Below are 12907 nucleotides of genomic sequence, written 5' to 3' on the forward strand. Positions count from 1 at the left end.
TGATTCTTTTTTAAAAGTGCAATCATGCATGAATATTAGGGAGGTCAACAAATGGACATGTTCAGATGGAAAAAAACGTTTTTTATGATGGTTATTTTTACATTAATCTTTGTAACCGTTTTATCAGGATGCAGCAGTTCTTCGAAAGACGAGAAAACATCTGGTAAAAAAGCAGATAATGGTTCTCTCACTCTTTCTTATTGGGTGTCAAATAGCCGTCCAGATACACTGAAAAACTATAATGAAATGGGGGCTTATAAGAAGTTAGAAGAAATTACCGGCGTGAAAGTAAAATTTGATCATCCGGCTTCTGGGGAAGCGGATCAACAATTTAATTTAATGATGACTTCAGGTGAGCTTCCAGATGTCATTGAACGAATTTGGACATCTGTTCCAGGCGGACCAGAAAAATATATTAAAGATAATAAAATTGTCCGCTTAAATGATTATATTGATAAATATGCGCCTAATTTCAAAAAAGTATTGGATGAACATCCTGAATGGAGAAAAATGGTGTCAACGGATGACGGAAGTATTTACTCCTTCCCATTCTTGCGGCAAGATGAATTAAACTTAACCTTTTTTGGACCTGTTATTCGAAAAGATTGGTTGGAAAAATTAGGATTAGAGATGCCTGAAACGATTGATGAATGGCATACCGTTTTAAAAGCCTTTAAAGACAAAGATCCCAATGGAAATGGGGAAGCGGATGAGATTCCTTTCTTAATCGATAAAGATTCCATTACTTCAAATGCTTTTGTTGGCGCATGGGGTGTAACCAATGGCTTTTATCATGTAGATGGCAAAGTCCAATATGGTCCAATCCAACCGGAATATAAGGAGTTTTTATCTTTAATGAATGATTGGTATAAAGAGGGACTGATTGATAAGGAATATGTGGCAACAGATGATAAGCTGAAAGATGCGAAAGTGACGAATGATCAGCTTGGTGCCTTTATGGGCTATTCTGGCAGCAGTATTTTGCGCTATATGCAATTAAAAAAGGATGATGAAAACTTTACCTTAACAGGTGCTCAATACCCTGTCTTTAAAAAAGGTGAGACACCGATTTTTAATTTGGGAGAGGCGAATTACAATGGGGTCGGTGCAGCGATTAGCACGGACAATCAAAATATTGAAGAGACTGTGAAATGGCTTGATTATAAGTATGGGGAAGATGGATTTAAACTATTCAATTTTGGGATTGAAGGGGAGAGCTATGAAGAGGTCGATGGTTATCCCACATATAAAGAAGTGATCACGAATAACCCTGATGGAAAATCTATGTCAGAAGCACTCGCTTTATATGTACCAGCTGGCTGGAGCGGACCATTCGTTCAGGCAAAAGAATATGCAGAACAATATAATAATTTACCAGAACAATTAGAAGCCTTGGAAAATTGGAAAAAAGGTTCGAATGAAAGAGTCATGCCACTTGTCACTCCTACCCAAGCAGAAAGCGATGAATATGCTTCGATTATGAATGATATTGGCACGTATAAATCTGAAATGATCAATAAGTTTATTATGGGAGAAGAACCGCTTGATCATTTTGATAAATTCGTGGAAACGATTCAATCGATGGGAATTGATAGAGCCACTGAAATTCAGCAGGACGCATTGAATCGTTATAATGATCGCTAATCTTTATGTAAGCGCCTAAGCCTTATGTTAAGTGTTCAAAAAGGAGGATAAAAAGGACCAAGAAGTTCGAGGCGGCTTAGCTTTGAGCAGCGGAACGTATGCAGTTAATACGTGAGCAGCGGAAAAGCAAGCCAACGAAGAAATTCGCAGTGTCATTTTTACCGAGGCCTGCAGGACGCAGGTCACAAAGGCGTTGCGACAGGATGTCGCGAATTTAGCCTTTGATCCTTACTTTTTGAACATCCTCTTATAGGTTTGGCGCTTATCATTCCTAAAAGGGAGGAATTATCACAGTGGAAACAGTCACACAGAGTTCTGAAGCTAAAAAAGCGCCTGAGCTTATCTATGTAAAGGAAAGCTTTTGGCGTAGACTTGCGAAAGACTTAAAACGAAATAAATTCATTTATTTGATGGTTTTACCGGTTGTCATCTATTATCTCATTTTCCATTATGGTCCGATGTATGGGGTGCAAATTGCTTTTAAAAACTTCAGTTTGACGGAAGGAATTTGGGGAAGTCAGTGGGTTGGTTTCGATCATTTTATCAGCTTTTTTAAAGGTTTTTATTTTTGGCGATTGCTAAAGAATACCGTGTTAATTAATGTGTATGAATTGCTGCTAGCCTTTCCAGCCCCAATTATACTGGCCTTATTATTAAATGAATTAAGAAGAATGTGGTTTAAACGAATTGTTCAAACCATTAGCTATTTGCCACATTTCATTTCTGTTGTCGTCGTTGTTGGCATGTTGGTCGATTTCACTTCACAAAATGGCTTAATTAATCAATTTCTCGCTATTTTTGGTGTCGAGCCTATTTCATTTTTACAAAAACCTGAATGGTTTCGAACACTGTATATTGGCTCAGGGATTTGGCAAAGTATCGGTTGGGGCTCGATTATTTATTTAGCCGCGATGTCAAATATTAATTCCGAGCTTTATGAAGCGGCAAAGATTGATGGAGCCAATCGGTTTAAACAAGCCTTGCATGTGACCATTCCAGGGATTGCTCCGATCATCATCATCCTACTTATTCTTCAAATTGGCTCCATGATGAGCGTCGGATTCGAGAAGATCATTTTGATGTACAATCCATTAACATATGATACGGCCGATGTCATCTCTACATATGTTTATCGGAAAGGGATTTTGGAGGCAAACTTTAGTTTTAGTGCGGCTGTTGGATTATTTAATGCGGTCATCAATTTAACCTTATTGGTTTTAGCCAATCGAATCAGCGCAAAAGTAAGTGAGACAAGTCTTTGGTAAGGAGTAGATTACATGAAAATAAAGCAAAATCTTGGGGAAAGAATGTTTGACTTTCTTAATATTCTTTTCATGATCATTCTGATCATCGTGACGCTCTATCCTTTTTTATACGTTTTATTTTCTTCCTTAAGTGATCCAGGATTGTTGGCGAAGAATCGGGGAATTCTCTATCTTCCCATCGGTTTTACTTTAAAAGCGTATGAATTAGTTTTTGCCAATCCGATGATTGTGGTTGGCTATTTAAATACGATCTTTTATGTGGTTGTAGGAACAACCATCAATATTCTATTAACAAGTATTGGAGCCTATGCGTTATCACGTCGCAATGCGATGTTGACGAAACCGATTATGATGTTTATTACTTTTACAATGTTTTTTAGCGGTGGATTAATTCCTACCTATCTATTAATTGGTCAATTAGGGATGATCGATACGAGATGGGCGTTGATTATTCCGAATGCCGTTAGTGTATGGAATTTGATTATTATGAGAACCTCTTTCAAAGGCATTCCGGAAAGCTTGGAAGAATCTGCTCGTATCGATGGCGCTGGTGATTGGACGATTTTGTTTAGAATTATTTTGCCACTTTCTTTACCAGTCATTGCCGTTATGATTCTTTTTTATGGTGTTGGTCATTGGAATGCCTACTTTGATGCAATGATTTATTTGCGTAATAATGATTTATGGCCGCTGCAACTTGTGCTTCGTGAAATTTTAATTACGAATAGTACTGATAATTTTATTACTGGAGTCGGCGGAGGAGGAGACCGTTATCCTATTGGAGAAACGGTCAAATATGCCACGATTATTGTGGCTACCTTACCTATTCTCTTTCTCTATCCATTCTTGCAAAAATACTTTGTGAAAGGTGTCATGATTGGATCGATAAAAGAATAGAGCGGATGAAGGTTTTGAGAAAATAGAGTAAAAAGAAGGTTTTTACTGGTTGCTATTGTATTCTTAACTATACAAGACAAATTGGAAGAGGGGAAATAAGAAGATGAAACTAGCATTCACGACATTAGGATGTCCGAATTGGGATATGGATACGATTATTTCGAAGGCCGTTGAAAATGGTTATGATGGGGTGGATTTTCGTGGTTATTTAGGGGAGATGGACATTTACAAATTACCTGAATTCTCCAGTGATATCGAAACAACAAAAAGAAAATTTGCTGAAGCAGACCTTGAGATCCCCTGTTTTTCCAGTTCCATTCGATTGTTTACGACCTCGAATAGCGAATTGGAACATTTCAAGGAAGAATTAAGGCAGTATGGTCATTTATGTCAATCATTCGACACTCCCTATATTCGTGTTTTTGGAGGGAAGATTGGGGATACACCCCGTTCTGAAGCTATTCAAATGGTAAAGGATAATTTGGATCAATTACTACCAATCGCTGAGAAATTTGAAGTCACATTAATAGTAGAAACGCATGATGACTGGACAAAATGCGAACATGTAGAAGAGGTTTTAAATCTTACTCATTCTAAGTATGTACAAGTTTTATGGGATGTTCATCACCCTTATCGAACAATGGACGAAGAGCCCGAAAAAACATGGGACATGCTTGGGAAACGGATTAAGTATACGCATTGGAAAGACTCCTATCCAAAAGAAGCGACTGCTCGGGGATATCAACTTTGTTTAATGGGAGATGGTGATATTCCTTTAAAGCGAATCTTTGATCTACTAGATAAAAAAGGGTACGAAGGTTACTACACACTTGAATGGGAGAAAGTATGGTGTCCAGAGATTGAGGAGCCTGAAATTGCGATTCCGCAGTATGTTCAATATATGCATCAACTGAGAAGAGAAATAGAATAGGATCAAGCAAGGCGGAGCTGACGGTTATTTAGCTCCGTTTTTTTTTATGGTCCGTTTAGCTTTATGTTATATGTTTATATACATGTTGATATATCTTGAATAGTAAAAGAAAAAAAGGTTTGCATCTTCACTTATATCCTAAAATCAAAGTTGAACGAAACATAAATAATGAGCCGGGGAGAGTAACGAGAGGCTTGGAACTACGAGTCTTTCAGCGTTGACTCCTGTGTATTTATTACAATTGTTAAAAAATAATGACATATCAATATAGATGATATTCAACTTTACATGGATAATATAATATAGTATTGTTAATATATTAACTTTTTACTAGTTTTAAAAAAATGAAAGCGTATGATTTAGTTCGTGAAGGAAGGGGAGAGCATTCGGAAAGATTAATAGAAATGAATAATTACCAGTGGGGGATGAAATGAAAATCCCCGTTGAATTTTCACTTTAGTGATTAAAGGAGGTACACATATTGGGTTCTATTATCCGCAAGGCACAAGCGGTTGCTATGATTCTATTAATGGTTATTTTTGTTTCTGGCTGTGGGGCAACGGGGGCGAGTACGAAGGAAAAAGTCATGCAATGGAGTGGTGATTGGCCGCGCCCGCCATTGTTTCAAGGGAACAATTTTGCTAATGGTGGGATTGGAGAAGCAACGAATTTCGTCTTTGAAGGGTTAGTGCAAAATGTACGAATTTCTAATGAGCAGCATTTACGTTTAGCTAAGTCCATTGAATTTCATGATGACTATGCGGAGGTAAAATTAGTCGATGATGCTGTCTGGCATGATGGAGAACCGTTCACTAGTAAAGATGTTTGGGCCTATTATACGTTAAACAATGGGGCAGAAGTGACACAGTATATGAAAGAAATTGAGATTGTAGATGAGAAGACATTACGGGTCCATTGGCTACAGCCACAAGCAAATGAGATTGTTCTATCCTTTCTATTAGGACAGGATAAGCAGGCAACGATTCCTTATCATATATATGGTAAATATGTGGATCGGGCAGCCGAGCTATTAGCACAGGCACCGGCCTATTCGCCAGAAGAGCAACTAATCAAAAAAGGGAAATTTGGTTTAAACATTGACGATGATTTGCAAAAGAAAATAGATGAAAATTGGCAAGACTTTCTTGTTGCAGGACCAGAAATGCCAATCGGAACGGGACCTTTTACAGTTAGCCGGGTCACCTCTTCAGATATGTTGCTAGAAAAGTTTCCTGATTATTATCTTGCCGACAAGATTAAGTTTGACAAGGTGACCATTAAAAACCCTGGTACTGAAGGGGCAGCAGGATTTGCATTATTGCGTTCAGGACAAATTGATTATAGAGATGGAACCCCGCCACAGGATATTTTGGAATCGCTTTTAGCATCGAATAAAGACCTTGTCCATTTCAAAATGCTTGACCCAGCATCTGTTGGGATTTTATATAATCAAGACCGTCCTCCGTTTGATAAAAAAGAATTTAGACAGGCGATAACGTATGCGATTGATAGATCGAAAGCTCGAGAAGTTGGAAATGTATACGGTCGGGAGCCAACGACATCCATTACTGGACTTGTCCCATCGGACATGAAGAACTGGATAAAACCTGAGGTCATTGAGGATATGCGGGACTATTCATACAATCCAGAAAAAGCGGAGGAAATGTTAAAGGATCTAGGCTGGAGTCGTGATAAGGAAGGAATTTGGCGTGATCCAGATGGGGTTCGCCCCGATTTTGTTATCGGTGTTAATGCGACATGGCAAAATGGTCTGATGCCTGGCCAAATCGTGGCTGAACAATTAACGGCCTTTGGTATACCTACTCGTTTAATGGCAGTTGATGGCACCGTTTACTTCAATAATGTGTCAAAAGATAAAGGGCTTTATGACATGTCCCTTGATTGGGTCGATGTCGCTTGGGGCTTTATGTTTCCTTGGCAATCTATTCGTGAAGTATATGAAGGGAATATTGCCAAGATGATGCATATGCCTCGCTATGATTCAGATCATAAAGATCCTGAGAAACGAGATAAAATTAATTTGCGGTTAAAAAGTTATGATGGTGTTGAATTTGACGTGCGAGAAGTCATCCAAAAGATTCCATATATGGATGAGGAAGAGTATACGGAATGGTTTTCTCGAATGGCGTGGGCTAATAATGAAGAAGCCTTCGGTGTCAATTTGTTCCAAAATGTAACAGGAACATGGTTAAATCAGGCCCATTTAGATGGATTACCACTTGAGTCGCAGATTGAAAAATATGACCGCAATATTCCTGTACCAGAAACAGATGAAGAAATGCGAGAAGTGTTAAAGACAAATTTCTTTAATTCGGGCATACAGCCATTTATTGAAGGACAATACAGACCGAAAGAGTGAGGAGGGCTTCCATTGACACGACAAATATTTTTAAAACGTATGCTCAGCGCGCTAATAACGATTGTCCTTGCTGTTGTTATTACCTTTGTATTGTTGAGGCTTACGCCCGGCAATGCAATTGACCAGTGGGCAAGGGATTATGCGATTCAATACAATATTACCATTGATGAGGCTTATACGCGTGTTGCGAATATGATTAATTATGATCCAAATGAACCGATTATCCAGCAGTTTACCCGCTATGTCGGTAATTTGTTGCAGGGGAATCTCGGCTACAGCATGGTACATCAGGGGCTACGTGTTAATGATATCATTGCTAACGCTTTACCATGGACACTTTTTGTGTCCAGCATTGCCCTTGTGGTTAGCTTTCTTATTGGCGTCTATTTGGGGGTGAAGATGGCGTATAATCGGAAATCATGGCTTGATCCTGTTATCTCTATCTACTCAGTTGTGACGAATGCCGTTCCTGACTTCATTTTAGCGATTATCCTTTTGATTGTATTTTCTTATGGGTTGGGATGGTTCCCTATAAACGGGGCATATGATTTCTATTTAACCCCTGGTTTTAATCTTCCTTTTATTGGTAGTATTTTCTACTATGGAGCATTGCCCATTCTTACGTATGTCCTGACCTTAATTGGTCAGTGGGCGCTTATGATGAAAGGAAGTGCTGTTAGTATTCTTGGTGATGATTATATTGAAGCCGCAAAAGCAAGAGGACTGTCGCCAAAGCTTATCACGAGGAAATATGTGCAAAAGAATGCTATTATCCCGTTGGTCACGCAACTTGCTGTTTTTTTAGGCGGAATGCTTGGTGGGGCGATCCTTGTAGAAAATCTGTTCCAATATCCGGGAATTGGTTATTTTATGGCAGAAGCGACGAAACAGCGCGATTATATCGTGATGCAAGGGATCCTTCTATTTATTGCCATTACGATGATTATTGCTAATTTTATTGCTGATTTACTATATAGTAAATTGGATCCAAGAATACAGATTAAGGAATAGGGGTGAGACTATGCGCGGAGTGATTGATTTTTTTCGGATCATCGTATTAAACAGGCGTTCATGTATTGGTTTAATTATAACGATATTTTTCATTTTAATGGCCACGGTCGGTCCGCATATTTTTCCATTAGATACAAAGGTGGATTATGAGAATCGCTATCAAAAGCCAAATTTTGAACATTGGTTGGGGACGGACTATGGCGGTAGAGATGTATGGTCACAAATCGTTCATGGCTCACAGGAAGTTCTGCTTATTGGCTTGTTGGCAGCCGTTGTGACACTGATTTTCGGAGCCGTGCTCGGTATGATTTCTGGACTTGTCGGTGGCAAGTTAGATACAGTGATCATGATGATCACAAATCTATTCTTGACCATCCCTTCATTGCCTGTTTTTATCATCCTGGCAGCCTTTTTATCGATTGAAGACCCATTCTCATTTGCACTTATATTAAGCGCATGGAGCTGGCCCGGACTGACAAGAGCAGTGCGATCACAGGTGATTTCATTGAAGGAACGTGATTTCATTGTCATTTGCAAGGTAATGGATTTAGGTTTGCCGCATATCATTTTTAAAGAAATTATGCCCAATATTGTTTCTTATTTGGCGATTAATTTCATCATGATTATGCGGGGAGCAATTGTAGGAAGTGTTGCAATTATGATGCTAGGATTAGCCCCGTATTCACCAACCAATTGGGGACAAATGCTGAACCTTGCGATTTCCCAAACAGGGGGGATCTTTAATCCAAATGGATATGTCTATGTTCTCTCACCAATTGTTTGCCTAGCTTTGTTTCAACTTGGAACGATCTTCTTTGCAAATGGGCTCGATGAAGCGTTGAACCCAAGACTTCGAACAAGAGGTGGAGCTTAATGGAAACTATTATTGAATTTGAAAATGTCAATGTATCCTTTTCGATGCGGGAGGGAACAGTTAAGGCGGTTCGTGACGTTTCATTGAGTATTCCTAAAGGAAAGGTGACCGCTCTTGTGGGCGAAAGTGGTAGCGGTAAATCGACGCTGGCCTCGACCTTGCTTAGAATGGTTTCTGCACCAGGCAAGATATCAGCTAAGTCGATTCAAGTTGATGGGCAGGATGTAATGGCGATGTCTGAGAAAAAACTGCGTCATTACCGATGGTCTGAAGTATCGATGGTATTTCAAGCAGCACAAAATTCATTAAATCCAGTTGTGACCATTGGAGAGCAGTTCATTGAAACCTACCAGGCCCATAGGAAGGAATCCGATAAGAAAGTGATTGAAAAAAGAGCAATTGAGTTGTTGGAGTATGTCAAACTTGAGCCGAAACGGGTTCTGCGCTCCTATCCCCATGAATTAAGTGGAGGTATGAAGCAGCGGGTTATGATCGCCTTTAGTCTGTTATTAGAACCAAAAGTAGTCATTCTTGATGAGCCTACAACCGCATTAGATGTGATTACACAGGATTCTATTTTTTCAATTCTTCAAAAAATTAATGATGAGTTCGGTATTACGTTGCTTCTACTCTCGCATGATATTGCTGTTGTTGCAAAGGTGGCTGATTATCTCGGTGTCATGTATGCCGGAAAAATTGTAGAGTTTGATGAGATTTATACGATTTTTGAACAGCCGAAGCACCCCTATACGCAGGGATTGTTGCGGGCAGTTCCATCGCTTATTCATGATTTAGGGAAGATAAAGCCTATTCCAGGCGCTTCGCCTAACTTACTTGATTTGCCCAGTGGTTGCCCTTTTCACCCGCGTTGTGAATATGCAATGAGTCATTGTAAAACGATTGAGCCGGAATTAAAGCGGTCGAAGGATGGCTACATTCCTGCTTGCCATTTATTTGATCATGAGCGAAAGGAGGCGGCACTTACAAAATGAACCCATTACTCAAATTAGATGATGTATCTATGCATTTCCCGAATAAAGATAAAGCGGCAAAAAATACAACCATTAAAGCCTTATCGAATGTTAGTCTTTCTTTATACCCAGGAGAAATTATGGCTGTTGTAGGGGAAAGCGGCTGTGGCAAAACAACGCTGGGAAAAATTATTGCTGGGCTGCACCAACCGACAGGAGGAACCTATTACTATAAAGATGAGGATGTCAGCAAACTGGCTGGGAAGAAAAAGAAGCAATACCGAACGAATATTCAGCTTGTTCAACAGGATTCCTATGCAGCTTTAAATCCTGCAAAAACAATTCTGCAATCACTGGCTGCACCGATTGTGCGTCATAAAGTAGCGAGGGGAAAACGGGCGATTCGCGCAAAAATAATCGAACTGCTTGAGACAGTTGGCCTAAGGCCGGCAGAGCAATTTCTACCAAAATTTCCCCATCAACTAAGTGGCGGGCAACGACAACGTATACTAATGGCAAGAGCGATATCCCTTGACCCAGAAGTAATTGTCGCGGATGAACCTGTGTCCATGGTAGATGTTTCATTACGCCTATCTATTTTAAACTTGATGACGACTTTAAATAAAAAGCTAGGAATTGCCTTTGTCTATATCACTCATGATTTAGCAACTGCCCGATTTATTGCTCAGAATGGTCGTCTCGCTGTTATGTACTTGGGGCGAATTGTAGAGTTAAGCTCTGTTGGAAAAATTTTGGAAAATCCACAGCATCCTTATTTGCAGGCGCTGTTAACGGCGGTGCCGATTCCTGATCCGAAGATCGCAAAAGCAAAAAATGAGCTCCCTTTAAAAGGATTAGAGGTGCCAAGCCTTGTCAATCCGCCAGGAGGCTGCTCTTTTCATCCTCGTTGTCCTTACGCAACGGAATACTGTAGCGAGGAATTACCGCTGTTGCGAGAGGTTGAACACGGAGAAGTGGCCTGCCACTATGCAGAAAGGATTCCGAAATGGCACTTAACAGCTTCTTCAAATTAATTTTTCATTTTGCTGTCATTTTTGCGGTTTTTAGCGGTCTGCTTATTTTTCTAACGGAGCCGAAGACGGTTGAATTCCAACTTGTTTGTGTAACACTTGTTACCAACTGTTTTATTATCATTGGTATCCTTACTTTTAGTTGGTGGTTGAAGAGAAAAAAACGAAATGACTCCACCAACTGAGGAGACAAATAGAATAGGGTCAAGAAAGACGGAGCTAGCGGTCATCTAGCTCCGTTTATTTTTTATCGATATCTAAGCATTCATTCGTAAAGCATGGCATTACCTTGGCGCAGCCGTTGAATCGCGAATGATAAGGTTAGTGGGCAATAAAACCTTTTTAGGTTCAATTTGCGCTTTTTTGCGGATTTCTAACAATAATTTAGCTGCTTCATAGCCTAGCATTTCAAAGTGCTGCTGGACTGTACTTAGGGGTACCTTGGCGTATTTAGAACTTTCGAAATCATCAAAGCCGATAATGGAGAGATCTTGAGGGATGTCTATACCCATTTTGATCAATTGATTCATAACTTCAAGGGCACTGCGATCATTTACACAAAATAAAGCAGTTAAGTTGCCACTCTTAATCGCTGCCACAAGTTCTTTATAATTTAGCTTTGGCTGAGAAAAAAAGATCTTAGAGTCAGCCGGCAGGTTAGCGTTCATCAGGGCGTGCTGGTATCCAAGATATCGTTCTTTTTCTGAGTTTAGGAAAAAGTCATAAGCGCAAAATCCGATTTTTGTATGGCCCAAACCAATTAGATGATTGACCGCTTCAAAACCTCCATCATAATTATTACAGCTAATACAAGGTAAGGGGATTCCCATTGGGAACCGATCCAGTAACACAACAGGGAGTCTCTTTGATTGAATGTCTGTTAAATACTCTTTCGCTGCTTCGGGATTTGAAGAATAGATTAATAATCCTCCACAATCTGTTTGGATTAACTTTTTTACCAATTCTCTTTCCTGATCAATATTATTCTCAATGAACTCAATGATTAACTTATAACCATGGTTGGAAAGATAGGACTGAATTCCTTTCATAATTTGCATATAAGAATTGTCGTACATGTCATTTCCAGATAATACAAAAGTGATTAATTTTGAGCTTGTTTGATTTTTGGGCTTTTGTTCGGAAATAAAGCTGCCTTTTCCTTTAACTCGGTAGATTACACCTTCATCTACTAGCTCAGCTAAGGCTCTTCTAACTGTAATGGAGCTGACGCCGAGTTTTTCGATAAAATCCTTCTCGCTTGGTATACGTGCATGAGCAGATAACTCTTTATTTTGAATTAAACTAAGTATATGATCTCTTACCATTTGATACTTTGGGACCGAGGTGTTTGACCCTTTCATATTATACTTCCTTTCATAGTCGGTGTAGCTTTAAATATGGCAAAAGCACAACGTAAATAATATTAACGTTGTAAGGAAAATAAAGCTTGATTTTTATTTTCTTTTATAATAAGGTATATGTATACTTTTTGAATGTACATAGTATAACATGAATAGTAAATTCTTTCTATATTGGATTTAAGAAATCTATTTATCTAAAAGAATGTAATCGTTGTCAATTAAGTTCAAGTATATCACAAGGGAGAAGGAACACTGCAATAGATGGCAAGACAAGTGTGGGCAGCGGAAAATAACGATTGAACACCGGTTATTAAGCACAGATTCTGTTGCAAAACATGTGGTTCTATCGGTTCGTGGGGAGGTGGTGAAAGCTTTAGCTCGTGGAATTGAATGGTAAATAACTATGGGATGAGGCCAAGGGAATCAAGGATTGATTGACTGACGGAACTATCAATTTTGTTGTCTTAATATTATGTAAATTAATCTTGGTTGGGCAAAATTCTTTGCTCTAATTACCTCTGTAAATACCGGGGATTTCTTTA

11 protein-coding genes are annotated in these 12907 nt (G+C 39.2%); 10 read left to right on the forward strand and 1 reads right to left on the reverse strand.

Features of this window, described 5'->3' with window-relative positions:
- Positions 1-51 precede the first annotated feature (51 nt).
- The 9 genes from MUB24_RS02710 (at position 52) to MUB24_RS02750 (ending at position 11007) form a co-directional block, all read left to right on the forward strand.
- Positions 52-1644, forward strand: coding sequence for an extracellular solute-binding protein (locus tag MUB24_RS02710; protein ID WP_244700900.1), 1593 nt, complete (start codon positions 52-54; stop codon positions 1642-1644).
- Between the two features lie 341 nt (positions 1645-1985).
- Positions 1986-2909: an ABC transporter permease gene (locus tag MUB24_RS02715; RefSeq protein WP_244701149.1), complete on the forward strand. Its 924-nt coding sequence runs from the start codon at positions 1986-1988 to the stop codon at positions 2907-2909.
- A 12-nt stretch (positions 2910-2921) separates the two neighbouring features.
- Positions 2922-3806, forward strand: a complete 885-nt coding sequence (locus tag MUB24_RS02720) for a carbohydrate ABC transporter permease (RefSeq protein ID WP_244700903.1) — start codon at positions 2922-2924, stop codon at positions 3804-3806.
- A 103-nt stretch (positions 3807-3909) separates the two neighbouring features.
- A complete protein-coding gene (locus tag MUB24_RS02725; protein ID WP_244700906.1) occupies positions 3910-4737 on the forward strand; it encodes a sugar phosphate isomerase/epimerase family protein in 828 nt (275 codons plus the stop codon).
- A gap of 481 nt (positions 4738-5218) precedes the next feature.
- The gene (locus tag MUB24_RS02730) at positions 5219-7117 is read left to right on the forward strand and encodes an ABC transporter substrate-binding protein (RefSeq protein WP_244700910.1); all 1899 of its coding nucleotides are present in this window, start codon (positions 5219-5221) and stop codon (positions 7115-7117) included.
- A 12-nt stretch (positions 7118-7129) separates the two neighbouring features.
- Positions 7130-8128 (forward strand): ABC transporter permease, encoded by a 999-nt coding sequence (locus MUB24_RS02735; RefSeq protein ID WP_244700913.1) that lies wholly within the window; start codon positions 7130-7132, stop codon positions 8126-8128.
- Positions 8129-8138: 10 nt separating this feature from the next.
- Positions 8139-9002 carry an ABC transporter permease gene (locus MUB24_RS02740; protein WP_244700916.1) on the forward strand — a complete coding sequence of 288 codons (864 nt, stop codon included), beginning with the start codon at positions 8139-8141 and terminating at the stop codon, positions 9000-9002.
- The gene (locus MUB24_RS02745; protein WP_244700919.1) at positions 9002-9994 is read left to right on the forward strand and encodes an ABC transporter ATP-binding protein; all 993 of its coding nucleotides are present in this window, start codon (positions 9002-9004) and stop codon (positions 9992-9994) included. The genes MUB24_RS02740 and MUB24_RS02745 overlap by 1 nt, the downstream gene beginning before the upstream one ends.
- The gene (locus MUB24_RS02750; protein WP_244700922.1) at positions 9991-11007 is read left to right on the forward strand and encodes an oligopeptide/dipeptide ABC transporter ATP-binding protein; all 1017 of its coding nucleotides are present in this window, start codon (positions 9991-9993) and stop codon (positions 11005-11007) included. Before MUB24_RS02745 ends, MUB24_RS02750 begins: the two co-directional genes overlap by 4 nt.
- A 281-nt stretch (positions 11008-11288) precedes the next feature.
- Here MUB24_RS02750 and MUB24_RS02755 read toward each other — a convergent pair whose 3' ends face one another.
- Entirely contained in the window at positions 11289-12365 is a 1077-nt protein-coding gene (locus tag MUB24_RS02755) for a LacI family DNA-binding transcriptional regulator (protein WP_244700925.1), read from the reverse strand.
- A 211-nt stretch (positions 12366-12576) separates the two neighbouring features.
- Here MUB24_RS02755 and MUB24_RS02760 point away from each other — a divergent pair, with 211 nt between their 5' ends.
- Positions 12577-12762, forward strand: a complete 186-nt coding sequence (locus tag MUB24_RS02760; protein ID WP_244700928.1) for a hypothetical protein — start codon at positions 12577-12579, stop codon at positions 12760-12762.
- Positions 12763-12907 lie beyond the last annotated feature (145 nt).

Origin of the sequence: Lederbergia sp. NSJ-179, assembly GCF_022867885.1 — a bacterium.
GTDB lineage: Bacteria > Bacillota > Bacilli > Bacillales > Bacillaceae_C > Lederbergia.